Annotated in this window: 13 protein-coding genes; all 13 read right to left on the bottom strand. The window is 71.9% G+C overall.

From position 1 onward, the window contains the following. Positions 1-40: 40 nt before the first annotated feature. Entirely contained in the window at positions 41-1249 is a 1209-nt protein-coding gene (gene metK / locus ACFUK0_RS16080) for a methionine adenosyltransferase (protein ID WP_380250440.1), read from the bottom strand. Positions 1250-1457: 208 nt separating this feature from the next. Continuing rightward, on the bottom strand, positions 1458-2693 hold the full coding sequence (coaBC, locus tag ACFUK0_RS16075; protein WP_380250438.1) for a bifunctional phosphopantothenoylcysteine decarboxylase/phosphopantothenate--cysteine ligase CoaBC: 1236 nt from the start codon (positions 2691-2693) through the stop codon (positions 1458-1460). Positions 2694-2846: 153 nt separating this feature from the next. Beyond that, positions 2847-3113 carry a DNA-directed RNA polymerase subunit omega gene (gene rpoZ, locus ACFUK0_RS16070; RefSeq protein WP_030240625.1) on the bottom strand — a complete coding sequence of 89 codons (267 nt, stop codon included), beginning with the start codon at positions 3111-3113 and terminating at the stop codon, positions 2847-2849. 79 nt (positions 3114-3192) lie between these two features. Continuing rightward, positions 3193-3750 (bottom strand): guanylate kinase, encoded by a 558-nt coding sequence (gmk, locus tag ACFUK0_RS16065; RefSeq protein ID WP_380250436.1) that lies wholly within the window; start codon positions 3748-3750, stop codon positions 3193-3195. 72 nt (positions 3751-3822) lie between these two features. Further along, positions 3823-4149 (bottom strand): integration host factor, actinobacterial type, encoded by a 327-nt coding sequence (gene mihF / locus ACFUK0_RS16060; RefSeq protein ID WP_073921446.1) that lies wholly within the window; start codon positions 4147-4149, stop codon positions 3823-3825. Between the two features lie 386 nt (positions 4150-4535). Next, on the bottom strand, positions 4536-5369 hold the full coding sequence (gene pyrF / locus ACFUK0_RS16055; protein ID WP_380250433.1) for an orotidine-5'-phosphate decarboxylase: 834 nt from the start codon (positions 5367-5369) through the stop codon (positions 4536-4538). Beyond that, positions 5366-6388, bottom strand: coding sequence for a dihydroorotate dehydrogenase (locus ACFUK0_RS16050; RefSeq protein ID WP_380250431.1), 1023 nt, complete (start codon positions 6386-6388; stop codon positions 5366-5368). Before ACFUK0_RS16050 ends, pyrF begins: the two co-directional genes overlap by 4 nt. Beyond that, the gene (locus tag ACFUK0_RS16045; RefSeq protein WP_380250429.1) at positions 6388-7239 is read right to left on the bottom strand and encodes a dihydroorotate dehydrogenase electron transfer subunit; all 852 of its coding nucleotides are present in this window, start codon (positions 7237-7239) and stop codon (positions 6388-6390) included. Before ACFUK0_RS16045 ends, ACFUK0_RS16050 begins: the two co-directional genes overlap by 1 nt. A 135-nt stretch (positions 7240-7374) precedes the next feature. Further along, positions 7375-8475, bottom strand: a complete 1101-nt coding sequence (locus tag ACFUK0_RS16040; protein ID WP_380250427.1) for a quinone-dependent dihydroorotate dehydrogenase — start codon at positions 8473-8475, stop codon at positions 7375-7377. Between the two features lie 67 nt (positions 8476-8542). After that, positions 8543-11851 (bottom strand): carbamoyl-phosphate synthase large subunit, encoded by a 3309-nt coding sequence (gene carB, locus ACFUK0_RS16035; protein WP_380250425.1) that lies wholly within the window; start codon positions 11849-11851, stop codon positions 8543-8545. Between the two features lie 3 nt (positions 11852-11854). Beyond that, entirely contained in the window at positions 11855-13030 is a 1176-nt protein-coding gene (carA, locus tag ACFUK0_RS16030; protein WP_380250423.1) for a glutamine-hydrolyzing carbamoyl-phosphate synthase small subunit, read from the bottom strand. Further along, positions 13027-13632 (bottom strand): hypothetical protein, encoded by a 606-nt coding sequence (locus ACFUK0_RS16025; RefSeq protein WP_380250421.1) that lies wholly within the window; start codon positions 13630-13632, stop codon positions 13027-13029. Before ACFUK0_RS16025 ends, carA begins: the two co-directional genes overlap by 4 nt. Further along, positions 13629-14936 (bottom strand): dihydroorotase, encoded by a 1308-nt coding sequence (locus ACFUK0_RS16020; protein ID WP_380250446.1) that lies wholly within the window; start codon positions 14934-14936, stop codon positions 13629-13631. Before ACFUK0_RS16020 ends, ACFUK0_RS16025 begins: the two co-directional genes overlap by 4 nt. Between the last annotated feature and the right edge of the window lie 19 nt (positions 14937-14955).

Raw genomic sequence — 14955 nt, 5'->3', positions numbered from 1 at the left:
GTGGTCCGGGGCGGCCGCCGCCTGGCGGTGCGGGTGCGGATCAGGCCTCGACGGCCTTCCTCAGCAGCTCGGTGCGGTCGGTGCGCTCCCAGGTGAAGTCCGGCAGCTCGCGGCCGAAGTGGCCGTAGGCGGCGGTCTGCGAGTAGATCGGGCGCAGCAGGTCGAGGTCGCGGATGATGGCGGCGGGGCGCAGGTCGAAGACCTCCACCACGGCTGCCTGGATCCGGTCGACGGGGACGGTCTCGGTGCCGAAGGTCTCGACGAAGAGGCCCACGGGCTCGGCCTTGCCGATGGCGTAGGCGACCTGGACCTCGGCGCGGCGGGCGAGGCCCGCGGCGACGATGTTCTTCGCGACCCAGCGCATGGCGTAGGCGGCGGAGCGGTCGACCTTGGACGGGTCCTTGCCGGAGAAGGCGCCGCCGCCGTGGCGGGCCATGCCGCCGTAGGTGTCGATGATGATCTTGCGGCCGGTGAGGCCGGCGTCGCCCATCGGGCCGCCGATCTCGAAGCGCCCGGTCGGGTTGACCAACAGGCGGTAACCCTCGGTGACCAGCTTGATGCCCTGCTCGGCGAGGGCCTTCAGCTCCGGCTCCACGACGAACTCGCGGATGTCCGGGGTGAGCAGCGAGTCCAGGTCGATGTCGCTGGCGTGCTGCGAGGAGACCACCACGGTGTCCAGGCGGACGGCCTTGTCGCCGTCGTACTCGATGGTGACCTGGGTCTTGCCGTCGGGGCGCAGGTACGGGATCGTCCCGTTCTTGCGGACCTCGGAGAGGCGCTTCGCGAGGCGGTGCGCCAGCGTGATCGGCAGCGGCATCAGCTCGGGAGTCTCGTCGCTGGCGTAGCCGAACATCAGGCCCTGGTCGCCCGCGCCCTGCTTGTCGAGGTCGTCGTCATCGCCCTCGACCCGGGCCTCGTAGGCGGTGTCGACACCCTGGGCGATGTCGGGCGACTGGGAGCCGATGGACACCGACACGCCGCAGGAGGCGCCGTCGAAGCCCTTCTTCGAGCTGTCGTACCCGATTTCGAGGATCTTGTCCCGGACGAGCTGGGCGATCGGCGCGTACGCCTTCGTGGTCACCTCACCGGCGATGTGCACCTGGCCGGTGGTGATGAGCGTCTCCACGGCGACCCGGGAGGTCGGGTCCTCCTTGAGGAGAGCGTCCAGGATGGTGTCGCTGATCTGGTCAGCGATCTTGTCGGGGTGTCCCTCGGTCACGGACTCCGAGGTGAACAGGCGGCGAGACACAGCGCTCCCTGGGGTTGCAGCGGCTGCTGACTGAAGGCCCCCGGCGGACCGGGGACATCCGGAAAGACTTGATTCCTGGAGTGTAACGGTCGGCTACCGGCGAGGGGCACTCCGTCCGACAGAAAAGACGGCGTTGTTCACCGAATCCGGTCATCCGGTGATCGGAGCAGGGGCCAACCGGCCGAGTGCTGCGGGTGCCCCCGTCCGGTCAGCCGACGGGCCCCGCCAGCCGGGCCGCGACGAGGTCCCAGACGACGTCCGCCAGGGCCTCCTTCGGCCCGAAGGGGACGGCCGTCTCACTGCCGTCGGCGCCCAGCACGACGGCCTCGTTGACGTCCGCGCCGAAGCCCTTGCGCTCGCCGACCTCGTTGACGACCAGCAGGTCACAGCCCTTCCGGGCCAGCTTGGCACGGCCGTTGGCGAGCACCTGGTCGGTCTCGGCGGCGAAGCCGACCACCAGCTGGCCGGGCCGGGCGCGGTCCGCCGAGAGCTCCGCGAGGATGTCGGGGTTGCGGACCAGGACGACCGGGGCGGGGTCGACGCCGTCCACCTTCTTGATCTTCCCGGTGACGTACTCGGCGGGGCGGAAGTCCGCGACGGCGGCGGCCATCACCACGGCGTCCGCGTCCTGGGCGGCCTTGAGGGCGGCCTCGCGGAGCTGGAAGGCGGTGGAGACGTGCACCACGTCGACGCCGGCCGGGTCCGGCAGCTCGGCGTTGGCCGAGAGCAATGTCACTCGCGCGCCGCGGGCGGCGGCCGTCGCGGCGAGCGCGTAGCCCTGCTTGCCGGAGGACCGGTTGCCGAGGAAGCGCACCGGGTCGAGCGGCTCGCGGGTGCCGCCGGCCGAGACCACCACGTGGCGGCCCGCGAGGTCGGTGGCGAGGGCGCCGCGCCGCAGCACCGCGCGGCAGGCCTCGAAGATCGCGGACGGCTCGGGCAGCCGGCCCTTGCCGGTGTCGACGCCGGTGAGCCGGCCGACGGCGGGCTCCAGCACGATCGCGCCGCGGCGGCGCAGCGTGGCGACGTTCTCCTGGGTGGCGGGGTGCTCCCACATCTCGGTGTGCATCGCGGGGGCGAAGACGACCGGACAGCGGGCGGTGAGCAGCGTGTTGGTGAGCAGGTCGTCGGCCAGGCCGTGGGCGGCCTTCGCCATCAGGTCGGCGGTGGCGGGCGCGACCACGACGAGGTCGGCCTGCTGGCCGATCCGCACGTGCGGCACCTGGTGGACGCTCTCCCAGGTCTCGACGGCGGCCGGGCGGCCGGAGAGCGCGGCCCAGGTCGCCTCGCCGACGAAGTGCAGTGCGGCGGCGGTCGGCACGACGGTGACCTCGTGGCCGGACTCGCTGAGCCGGCGCAGTAGTTCACAGGCCTTGTAGGCGGCGATGCCACCGCTGACGCCGAGTACGACGCGCGGTGCGCTCGTCCGGTCCGTGGTCACGTTCATGTGGCCTGTCTCTCCGTCCGCTCGGGTCGGTGCTCACCTTACGGCCCCTCAGATCCCGGCCGCACTGTGTCGGGGCTCACACGCGGGAGGGCCCGCCGGATGCGTCCGGCGGGCCCTCCCGTGCAGTGCGGCCGTGCGGCAGCGGTCGGCTGCTCAGGCAGCTTCGATCGCCTCGGCGGTCAGCATGCCGGCGTTGATCTCGCGGAGCGCGATCGACAGCGGCTTCTCGTGCACGTGGGTGTCGACCAGGGGGCCGACGTACTCCAGGAGGCCCTCACCGAGCTGGGAGTAGTACGCGTTGATCTGACGCGCGCGCTTGGCCGCGTAGATCACCAGGCTGTACTTGGAGTCGGTGGCCTCGAGCAGCTCGTCGATCGGGGGGTTGATGATGCCCTCGGGCGCGGTCATGGAAGAGGACATGCTGGGACCTTCCGAAAGGGTGGAAAAGAACAAGATGCTGATCAGATCGGGTCGGATCGGGTCGAAACGACCAATCGGGTCAGGCTACACCGAGCAAGGCTAGCAGTTCGGCCGCTACCTGCTCGACCGAGGTGTTGACAAGAGTCGTGTCGAACTCCGACTCCGCCGCCAGCTCGATCTTGGCCGCTTCCAGCCGCTTCTCGATCACGTCCTGCGGCTCGGTTCCCCGGCCGGTGAGCCGGCGGACCAGCTCGTCCCAGCTCGGCGGGGCCAGGAAGATCAGCAGCGCCTCGGGCATCGACTCCCGCACCTGGCGGGCGCCCTGCAGATCGATCTCCAGCAGGACCGGCACACCGCCGTCGAGCTTCTCCAGCACCGCCGCGCGCGGGGTGCCGTAACGGTTGCCGGCGAAGACGGCCCACTCCAGCAGTTCGCCGTTGGCGATCAGCTTGTCGAACTCGTCGTTGTCGACGAAGTAGTAGTGGATCCCGTTCTGCTCGCCGGGCCGCGGGTGCCGGGTGGTGACCGACACCGAGAGCCAGGCCTCGGGGTGCTTCTTCCTCATATGAGCGACGACCGTGCTCTTGCCGACCCCCGAGGGGCCGGAGAGCACGGTCAGCCGCGGACGCTCACTCATGCACCGATTATCCCGGATCGCGGAGGATCCGGAGACCACGGGGCACGGACGGTACGGACCGCCCCTCGGGGTTCAGGAGACGGCGCCGCCGAACTCCCGCTCCAGCGAGGCGATCTGGTTCGTGCCGAGGCCGCGAACGCGGCGGCTCTCGCTGATGCCGAGACGCTCCATGATCTGCTTTGCGCGAACCTTGCCGACACCCGGCAGGCTCTCCAGCAGTGCGGAGACCTTCATCTTGCCGATGACCTCGTTGTCGGCCTTGCCGGCCTTGATCACCTCGTGCAGCGAAGCACCGGAGTGCTTGAGCCGGTTCTTCACCTCGGCGCGCTCCCGCCGAGCCTCGGCGGCCTTGGCGAGCGCGGCGGTGCGCTGTTCAGGGGTAAGGGGCGGAAGAGCCACGCCGTTCACCTCAGGGTGTGGAAGGAAGGGATGAGCCATGACGGTGGTACGTTCCGGTCACCTGCCACAGGCGAACCCAAGGGCTCTGACCTGCGAGAGCGACGGTAATCGCCGCTCTGTGGTGACCTATCGCGGGACACTACCCGGATTGCGGCGCCACGTCAGGAAAAGAACACGAAAAGTCCTGGTCAGCAAAGGCCGACCAGGACTTTTCCGGGCAAAACCGCCGCGATTCCGGCCCCTGCCCACGCCAGTGTGACGGCGCTCACTTCTACGTGACGCGCCCACTCCCCGGTTCACACCGCTCCGCAGGCCGCCGATCAGCGCGTTCGAGGGCACCGGTCACCGGGCCGCCGGGCGCCCCGCCGCGGGCCGGCAGGCCGCTCTCACTTCACGGCGGCGGCGAACTCCTCGACGAAGCGGGCCGCCGCCTCCCGCAGTGCGGGGACGGACGGACCGTGCTTGAGGACGTCCCGGCTGACGCTCGGCACCACGTTGCGCACGGCCCCGCCGAAGACCCGCGGCAGGTCCGCCATGGTCGCGCCCTGGGCCCCGATGCCGGGGGCCAGCAGCGGCCCGTTGATCGCCAGGTCCACGCCCGCGTCGGCCAGCGTGGCACCGACCACCGCGCCGAAGGAGCCGAGCGGTTCGGCGCCCTGGTTCTCGGCCGTCAGGTGGCGCAGCACCGTGGCCGCGACCGTCTCGCCGCCGGCGCCGGTCGCGCGCTGCACCTCGGCGCCCTCCGGGTTGGAGGTCAGCGCGAGCGCGAACACCCCGGCGCCGTTCGCCCGCGCCAGGTCCAGCGCGGGGCGCAGCGAGCCGAAGCCCAGGTAGGGGCTGACCGTCACCGCGTCCGAGAACAGCGGGCTGGACGGCGACAGGAAGGCGTCGGCGTACGCGGCCATGGTGGAGCCGATGTCGCCGCGCTTGGCGTCCATCAGCACCAGCGCGCCGGCCGCGCGGGCGTCCGCGACGGACTGCTCCAGGACGGCGACGCCCCGGCTGCCGAAGCGCTCGAAGAAGGCGGCCTGCGGCTTGAGGACGGCGACCCGGTCGGCCAGGGCCTCGACCACCGTGCGGCTGAAGGTCTCCAGGCCCGCGATGTCGTCGCTCAGGCCCCAGGAGGCGAGCAGGGAGGCGTGCGGGTCGATGCCGACGCACAGCTGGCCGCGGGTGTCGAGCGCGTGGCGCAGGCGGGCTCCGAAGGGGGCGAGGGTCATGACGGCCTTTCAGCGGGAGGGGCGGGAGTGGGGATGGAGGTGGGGGTGGGGGTGGGGGCAGGATCGGAGGTGGGGCGGTGGGCGTGGCCCACCGCGTCGGTGAACCTGGCGAAGCCGCGGGCGGCCAGTTCGGCCCGCAGTTCGCCGAGGATCCGCAGCGGGGCGGCGGGGTCGTTGAACAGGGCGGTGCCGACGGCGAGGCCGCTCGCGCCCGCCAGGGTGAACTCCAGGGCGTCCCGGCCGGTGCGGATGCCTCCCATGCCGAGGATCGGCACCGGCGGGATCCGCCCGGCGGCCATCGCGGCGTGCACCTGGTAGACGCAGCGCACGGCGACCGGGCGGATCGCCGGGCCGGACAGCCCGCCGGTGGTACCGGAGAGGGCGGGGCGCATGGTGTCCAGGTCGATGGCCATCCCGAGGGTGGTGTTGATCATCGAGAGGCCGTCGGCGCCGGCCTGCACGCAGGCGGCGGCGATCTCGGTGATCGAGGTGACGTCGGGGGTGAGCTTGGCGTAGACGGGCAGCGCCGGGTCGGCGACCTCGCGGACGGCCCGCACCACGTCGTACGAGGTGGCCGGGTTGGCGGCGAAGAGCATGCCGCGGCCGGCCGCGTTGGGGCAGGACATGTTGAGTTCGATGCCGGTCACGCCCGGCCGGCCGGTCAGCCGGGCCGCGAGGTCCGCGAAGTCCTCCAGCCGCTCCCCCGCGACGGACACCAGGACGCGGGCGCCGCGCTCGGCGAGCCAGGGCAGCTCCTGTTCGACGAAGGCGTCGATGCCGGCGCCCTGCAGCCCGATGCCGTTGAGCATCCCGGAGGGCGTCTCGGCCATCCGGGGGGTGGCCCGGCCGGCCCGGGCGGTGGGCATGATCGTCTTGGTGGTGACGGTGCCCAGCGCGTCCAGCGGGACGAACCTGGCCAGCTCCCGCCCGTACCCGGCGCAGCCGGAGGCGGTGGTGAGCGGGTTCGGCAGGGTGAGGCCGCCGAGCGGGGCGCTGAGGTCGACGTCCGCGGGCTCCATCAGTGCTCTCCTGTCGCCGGGGCGCCGTGCAGGTCGGCGGGGACACTGCCGATGTCCTTCCAGCGGACCTTCGCGCCGTCGAACACCGGGCCGTCCGTGCAGGTGCGGACGAAACGGCTGACGCCGTCCTCGCCGACCACCGGCAGGACGCAGGTCATGCAGATCCCGGTGCCGCAGGCCATCGCCTCCTCGACCGCCGTCCAGCAGCGGACGCCGAGGCCCTGGGCGATGCCGGTGACGGCCCGGAGCATCGGCATCGGGCCGCAGGCGTGGACGACGCTCGCGTCGATCGCCCGGATCGCCTGCGCCAGCGGCCCGGTGACGGTGCCGGTGAGGCCGGCCGAGCCGTCCTCGGTGACCACCAGGACGTCCGGGGTGAGCGCCCTGGCCTGCTCGACGCCGAACAGCCGCCCGGCGGTGGCCGCGCCGAGGATGAAGCCGATCTGGCCGCCGCGCCGCTTGATCTCCTCGCCGAGCGCGATCAGCGGCGCGCCGCCGTAGCCGCCGCCCACCAGCAGGGCGCTGACCGGGCCCTCGGGCAGCGGGAAGGGCGTGCCGAGCGGCGCGATCAGGTCCAGGACGTCGCCGGGCCGGCTGCGGGCGAGCTCCCGGCTGCCCGCGCCGCGCTCGGCGATCACCAGCTCGACGGTCTCGGCGGCGGGGTCCGCCCGGTGGACGGCGAAGGCCCGGCGCAGCAGCAGCGCCGACTCCGGGCCGCCGACGGCCAGGGTCGCGAAGTGGCCCGGCCGGACCCGGGAGGCGACGCCGGGGGCGCGCAGCACCAGGCGGTGGTACGCACCCTCGGCGGTGCGGGAGAGCACCTCGGCGCGGGTCTTGAGCGGGTGGGCCATGCGGGACCTTTCGGCCACCCCGGGCAAAGGCCGGGGTGGCACGGTGTGGGCGGTGGGCCGGCGTCTGAACTCTCCCAAAAGCGGGCGGCCTCTGTCATTTCGTCCGCACACGGGTTCCCGCCGGCCGGCGGTCGGTCAGTTCGCCTTCGCGCTGCCGACGGCCTCGGCGAGGGACTCGAAGCCGCCGGCCCGCAGGCGGGCGGAGAGGCCCTTGTGCATGCGGCGCATCCAGAACGGGCCCTCGTAGATGAAGGCGCTGTAGCCCTGCACCAGGTCGGCCCCGTGCACGATGCGCTGCCAGGCGTCCTCGGCGGTCTCGATGCCGCCGACCGAGACGATGGTCAGCCGGCCCTCGGTACGGGCCCGCAGGCGCTGCAGGACCTCCAGCGAGCGGGCCTTCAGCGGAGCGCCGGAGAGGCCGCCAGGACCGATCGCCTCGACCTGCGCGGCGGGCGTGACCAGGCCGTCCCGGCCGATCGTGGTGTTGGTGGCGATGATGCCGTCGAGGCCGAGGTGCAGGGCCATGTCGGCGATCTCGTCGATGTCCTCGTCGGCCAGGTCGGGGGCGATCTTGACCAGCAGCGGCACATGGTGCGCGGTGGCCGCGTCGGCGGCCTTGCGGACGTCCCAGAGCAGCGGGCCGAGGTGCTGGACGGCCTGCAGGTTGCGCAGCCCGGGGGTGTTCGGCGAGCTGACGTTCACCACCAGGTAGTCGGCGTGCTTGGCCAGGCGCTCGGCGCTCTTGACGTAGTCGGCGGTCGCGTCGGCCTCCTCGACGACCTTGGTCTTGCCGATGTTGATGCCGATCACCGGCGTCGAGCTGGTGTGCGGGCGGGCCGCAAGGCGGGCCGCGACCCGGGCCGAGCCGTGGTTGTTGAAGCCCATCCGGTTGATCAGCGCACGGTCGTCGACCAGCCGGAACAGCCGCGGCGCCGGGTTGCCGGGCTGCGCCTCACCGGTGACGGTGCCGATCTCGACGTAGTCGAAGCCGAGCATCGACAGGCCGTCGATGCCGAGGCCGTCCTTGTCGAAGCCGGCCGCGAGGCCGAACGGGCCCGGCAGGTCGAGACCCAGCGCGGTGGTGCGCAGCGCGCGGTCGCGCGGGGCGAGCACCAGGCGCACCAGCTGCCGCAGGCCCGGGACGGAGGCCGCCAGCCGGATCCAGAAGAAGGCCAGGTGGTGGGCCTTCTCCGGGTCCATCTTCCGGAAGACGAGGTTGAACAGGGTCTTGTACAAGGTGCGTGCTCCTCCTGGCATGGAAGTGGGGGGCACCCGGCCTGCGGTGCCCCCCACTGCGGTGGTGCTACTTGCGGCCGGCGTTGATCAGCTCGGCGTGCTCCTGGAGCGACATGACCCCGACCTCGTCGCGCGTCAGCGCGTCGATGCCCTGGACGGCCGCGCCCATCGCCTGGACGGTGGTCAGGCACGGCACGCCGCGCGAGACGGCGGCGGTGCGGATCTCGTAGCCGTCGAGGCGGCCGCCGGTGCCGTACGGCGTGTTGATGATGAGGTCGACCTCACCGTCGTGGATCAGCTGGACGATGGTCCGCTCGCCGTTCGGGCCCTCGCCGTCGCTGTGCTTGCGCACCACGGTGGCGGGGATGCCGCCGCGCTGGAGCACCTCGGCGGTGCCGGAGGTGGCGAGCACCTCGAAGCCGAGCTCGACCAGCGCGCGGGCCGGGAAGACCAGGTTGCGCTTGTCGCGGTTGGCGACCGAGACGAAGACCTTGCCCTTGGTCGGCAGCGCGCCGTACGCGCCGGCCTGCGACTTGGCGTACGCCGTGCCGAAGACCTTGTCGATGCCCATGACCTCGCCGGTGGAGCGCATCTCCGGGCCGAGCACGGTGTCGACGCCGCGACCGTGCACGTCGCGGAAGCGGCTCCACGGCATCACGGCCTCCTTGACGGAGATCGGCGCGTCGGCGGGCAGCGTGCCGCCGTCGCCGTGGGCCGGGAGCATGCCCTCCGCGCGCAGCTCGGCGATGGTGGCGCCGAGCGAGATCCGGGCGGCGGCCTTGGCCAGCGGGACGGCCGTCGCCTTGGAGGTGAACGGCACCGTCCGGGAGGCGCGCGGGTTGGCCTCCAGGACGTACAGGATGTCGCCGGAGAGCGCGAACTGGATGTTGATCAGGCCGCGGACGCCGACGCCCTTGGCGATGCCCTCGGTGGAGGTCCGCAGGCGCTTGATGTCGTAGCCGCCGAGGGTGATCGGGGGCAGCGCGCAGGCGGAGTCGCCGGAGTGGATGCCGGCCTCCTCGATGTGCTCCATGACGCCGCCGAGGTACAGCTCGGTGCCGTCGTAGAGCGCGTCGACGTCGATCTCCACCGCGTCGTCGAGGAAGCGGTCGATGAGCACGGGGTGCTCGGAGATCAGGCCGGCGTGGCGCTCCAGGTAGGAGGCCAGCGAGGGCTCGTCGTAGACGATCTCCATGCCGCGGCCGCCGAGCACGTAGGACGGGCGGGCCAGCACGGGGTAGCCGATCTCGTCCGCGATGGCCTTGGCCTCCTCGAAGGAGAACGCGGTGCCGTGCTTGGGGGCCGGCAGGCCGGCCTCCTTGAGGACGCGGCCGAAGGCGCCGCGCTCCTCGGCGAGGTCGATCGCCTCGGGCTGGGTGCCGACGATCGGCACGCCGTTGTCCTTGAGCGCCTGGGCCAGGCCCAGCGGGGTCTGGCCGCCGAGCTGGACGATGACGCCGGCCAGCGGCCCGGCCTGCTGCTCGGCGTGGACGATCTCCAGCACGTCCTCCAGGGTGAGCGGCTCGAAGTAGAGCCGGTCGGAGGTGTCGTAGTCGGTGGAGACGGTCTCCGGGTTGCAGTTGACCATGACGGTCTCGTACCCGGCCTCGGAGAGCGCGAAGGAGGCGTGCACGCAGGAGTAGTCGAACTCGATGCCCTGGCCGATGCGGTTGGGGCCCGAGCCGAGGATGATCACGGCGGGCTTGGTGCGCGGCGCGACCTCGTTCTCCTCGTCGTACGTCGAGTAGAAGTACGGGGTCTTCGCGGCGAACTCGGCGGCGCAGGTGTCGACCGTCTTGTAGACCGGCCGGATGCCCAGCGCGTGCCGCACCTCGCGCACGACGTCCGCGCGCAGGCCGCGGATCTCGCCGACCTGGAGGTCGGAGAAGCCGTGCCGCTTGGCGTGGCGCAGCAGCTCGGGGGTGAGCTCGGGGGCCTCGGCCAGCTCGGCGGCGATCTCGTCCAGCAGGAAGAGCTGGTCGACGAACCACGGGTCGATCCTGGTGGCCTCGAACACCTCCTCCTGGGTGGCGCCGGCCCGGATGGCCTCCATGACGGTGTTGATCCGGCCGTCGGTCGGGACCTGGGCCTTCGTCAGCAGCTCCGCCTTGTCACCGGTCTCGCCCGCCCAGGAGAACTGCGAGCCCTTCTTCTCCAGCGAGCGCAGCGCCTTGTTCAGCGCCTCGGCGAAGTTGCGGCCCATGGCCATCGCCTCGCCGACGGACTTCATGGTGGTGGTCAGGGTGGCGTCGGCCGACGGGAACTTCTCGAAGGCGAAGCGCGGGACCTTCACCACGACGTAGTCGAGGGCCGGCTCGAAGGAGGCCGGGGTCTGCTCGGTGATGTCGTTGGGGATCTCGTCGAGCGTGTAGCCGACAGCCAGCTTGGCGGCGATCTTGGCGATCGGGAAGCCGGTGGCCTTCGACGCCAGGGCCGAGGAGCGGGAGACGCGCGGGTTCATCTCGATCACGATGATCCGGCCGTCGTCCGGGTTGATCGCGAACTGGATGTTGCAGCCGCCGGTGTCGACGCCGACCTCGCGGATGATCGCGATGCCGATGTCACGCAGCGTCTGGTACTCGCGGTCGGTGAGCGTCATGGAGGGCGCCACCGTGATGGAGTCGCCGGTGTGCACGCCCATCGGGTCGAAGTTCTCGATGGAGCAGACGACCACGACGTTGTCGTTGCGGTCGCGCATCAGCTCCAGCTCGTACTCCTTCCAGCCGAGGATGGACTCCTCCAGGAGCACCTCGGTGGTCGGGGAGAGCGCGAGGCCCTGGCCGGCGATCCGGCGCAGGTCCTCCTCGTCGTGGGCGAAGCCGGAGCCGGCGCCGCCCATGGTGAAGGAGGGGCGCACGACGACGGGGTAGCCGCCGAGGGTGTCGACGCCGGCGATGATCTCGTCCATCGTGTGGCAGATCACCGAGCGGGCGGACTCGCCGTGCCCGATCTTGGCGTGCACGGCCTCGACGACGCCCTTGAAGAGCTGGCGGTCCTCGCCCTTGTGGATCGCCTCGACGTTGGCGCCGATCAGCTCGACGCCGTACTTGGCGAGCGTGCCGTTCTCGTGCAGCGAGATCGCGGTGTTCAGCGCGGTCTGGCCGCCGAGGGTCGGCAGCAGGACGTCGGGGCGCTCCTTGGCGATGATCTTCTCGACGAACTCCGGGGTGATCGGCTCGACGTAGGTGGCGTCGGCGATCTCCGGGTCGGTCATGATCGTGGCCGGGTTGGAGTTGACCAGGATGACCCGCAGGCCCTCGGCCCGCAGCACGCGGCAGGCCTGGGTGCCGGAGTAGTCGAACTCGGCGGCCTGGCCGATGACGATCGGGCCGGAGCCGATCACCAGGACGGACTTGATGTCAGTGCGCTTCGGCACGGGTCAGCTCCCTGCGGTGGTACGGGCCGGGGCGCCGGCCATCAAGTCGACAAAGCGATCGAACAGGTACGCGGCGTCGTGCGGACCTGCGGCTGCCTCCGGGTGGTACTGCACCGAGAAAGCGGGGGTGTCCAGGCACTGCAGGCCCTCGACCACGTCGTCGTTGAGGCAGACGTGGGAGACCTCGGCGCGCCCGTACGGGGTGTCGCTGACCTTGTCCAGCGGCGCGTTCACGGCGAAGCCGTGGTTGTGCGCGGTGACCTCCACCTTGCCGGTGGTGCGGTCCTGGACGGGCTGGTTGATGCCGCGGTGGCCGTACTTCAGCTTGTAGGTGCCGAAGCCCAGCGCGCGGCCGAGGATCTGGTTGCCGAAGCAGATGCCGAACAGCGGGGTCTTCCGCTCCAGCACCCCCTGCATGACCGCGACCTGGTGGTCGGCGGTGGCGGGGTCGCCGGGGCCGTTGGAGAAGAACACGCCGTCCGGGTTCACCGCGTAGACGTCCTCGACGGTCGAGTTCGCGGGCAGCACGTGCACCTCGATGCCGCGCTCCGCCATCCGCTGCGGGGTCATCCCCTTGATGCCGAGGTCCACGGCGGCGACGGTGAAGCGCTTCTCACCGACGGCCGGGACGACGTACGGCTCGGTGGTGGCGACCTCGGCGCAGAGGTCGGCGCCCTTCATCTCGGGCGCCTGGACGACCCGGGCCAGCAGCGTGGCCTCGTCGGCGAGCGCCGGGCCGGAGAAGATGCCGACCCGCATCGCGCCGCGCTCGCGCAGGTGGCGGGTGAGGGCGCGGGTGTCGATCCCGCTGATGCCGACCACGCCCTGGCTGACCAGCTCGTCGTCCAGCGAGCGCCGCGAGCGCCAGTTGGACGGGACGCGGGCGGGGTCGCGCACGACGAACCCGGCGACCCAGATCTGCTTCGACTCCGGGTCCTCGTCGTTCACGCCGGTGTTGCCGACGTGCGGGAAGGTCATCACGACCACCTGGCGGTGGTACGAGGGGTCGGTCAGGGTCTCCTGGTAGCCGGACATGCCGGTGTTGAAGACCGCTTCGCCGAAGGTCTCGCCGACGGCGCCGTAGGCCTGGCCTCGGAACGTCCGGCCGTCCTCCAGGACGAGGACGGCGGGCACTCGCTCCCGCCTCAAGCGCAGCGTGGTGGGGGCAGGTGCGGTCATGGGGCGGCCTCTTCCGTCTTCTTCGTCTTCGTCGTACGTGTGGCGAGTTCGTTGACCGCCTCGACCCAGGCGGCGTGCTCGTCGGGGTGGTCGGCCCGGAAGCCGGAGTCCAGCGCGGTGCCCTCGTTCGTCCAGGTGACGACGAGCAGCCCGGCCGGTACCACCTTGCCGGCGATGCCGGAGTCCTTGCGGGCCCCGGTGAGGTTCCGCGCCGGGATCCACAGGTCGACGTCACCCGGGCGCAGCACCAGCAGGCCGTGCTCACCGAGGGTCAGGTCGGCGCGGCTGCGGGTGCCGAGGCCGTGCGCGACAACCCGGTCCAGCCAGTTCCCGGCGGTGGTGGTGCCGTGGTAGCGGCCGCTGGTCTCCAGGATGACCGGGCCCGCGGAGGCCGGCACGGCGGGCAGCGCCGCGAGGTCGGACTGCAGGGTCCGGCGCCAGTTCCAGCCCTGGCGCATCAGCCAGTAGACGAGCCCGATCAGGACCAGCAGGCCGACCGTCCAGCCGAGGTAGCCGGGCCAGTTGGTGACCTTGGCCTTCTCCTGGGCGAGCAGCGTGCCCTGGGCCAGGGTTGCGAGGTGCGAGGTGGCCGGGCCGCTCACGCGAGCCCGCCGCCCTCGACCAGCTCGCCCGCGAGGACGGTGGCGACACCGCGCAGGAAGGTGGCGTGCACCCGCCCCGGCAGGTCCAGGCCTCGGTAGGGGCTGTTGCGGCTGCGGGTGGCGAAGTCGTCCGGGTTCACGGTCCCACGGTACGCGGGATCGAAGAGCACCAGGTTGGCCGGCTCACCGACCGAGACGGGGCGGCCGTGGCCGCTCAGCCGGCCGATCCGCGCGGGGCGGTGCGACATCCGGTCGGCGACGCCCTCCCACTTCAGCAGGCCGGTGTCGACCATGGTCTGCTGGACGACCGACAGCGCGGTCTCCAGGCCGACCATGCCCATCGCGGCGACCGCCCACTCGCAGTCCTTGTCCTCGGCCGGGTGCGGCGCGTGGTCGGTGGCGACGGCGTCGATGGTGCCGTCGGCGAGCGCCTTGCGCAGCGCGAGCACGTCCGCCTCGGTGCGCAGCGGCGGGTTGACCTTGTACACCGGGTCGTAGCTGCGGACCAGCTCGTCGGTGAGCAGCAGGTGGTGCGGGGTGACCTCGGCGGTGACGTCCCAGCCCTTGGCCTTGGCCCAGCGGATGATCTCCACCGAGCCCGCCGTGGAGACGTGGCAGACGTGCAGGCGCGAGCCGACGTGCGCGGCGAGCAGCACGTCGCGGGCGATGATCGCCTCCTCGGCGACGGCCGGCCAGCCGCCGAGGCCGAGCTCGCCGGAGACCTGGCCCTCGTTCATCTGGGCGCCCTCGGTGAGCCTGGGCTCCTGGGCGTGCTGGGCGACGACGCCGTCGAAGGCCTTCACGTACTCCAGGGCGCGGCGCATGATGACAGCGTCGTCCACGCACTTGCCGTCGTCGGAGAAGACCCGGACGCTCGCCGCGGAGTCGTGCATCGCACCGAGCTCGGCGAGCTGCTTGCCCTCCAGGCCGACGGTGACGGCGCCGACCGGCTGCACGTCGCAGTAGCCGGAGGCCTGCCCGAGCCGCCAGACCTGCTCGACCACGCCGGCGGTGTCCGCGACGGGGAAGGTGTTGGCCATCGCGTGGACGGCGGTGAAGCCGCCCTTCGCCGCCGCCTGGGTGCCCGTCAGCACGGTCTCGGCGTCCTCGCGGCCGGGCTCGCGCAGGTGGGTGTGCAGGTCGACGAGGCCGGGCAGGACGACCAGGCCGTGGGCGTCGATGTCGATGTCGGTCTCGACGTCGAGGCCGGCGCCGATCGCCTTGATGACGCCGTCGGCGACGTGGATGTCCTGCGGGACGCTGCCGTCGAGGATCTGGGCGTTGCGGATCAGGTAGCTGACCATGGTGTCGGTTCCCTCGCTG

It is taken from the genome of Kitasatospora sp. NPDC057223, assembly GCF_042669755.1.
GTDB lineage: Bacteria > Actinomycetota > Actinomycetes > Streptomycetales > Streptomycetaceae > Kitasatospora.
Note: the sequence above shows the minus strand (reverse complement) of the source record. Positions and strands in the feature narration are given on the sequence as shown.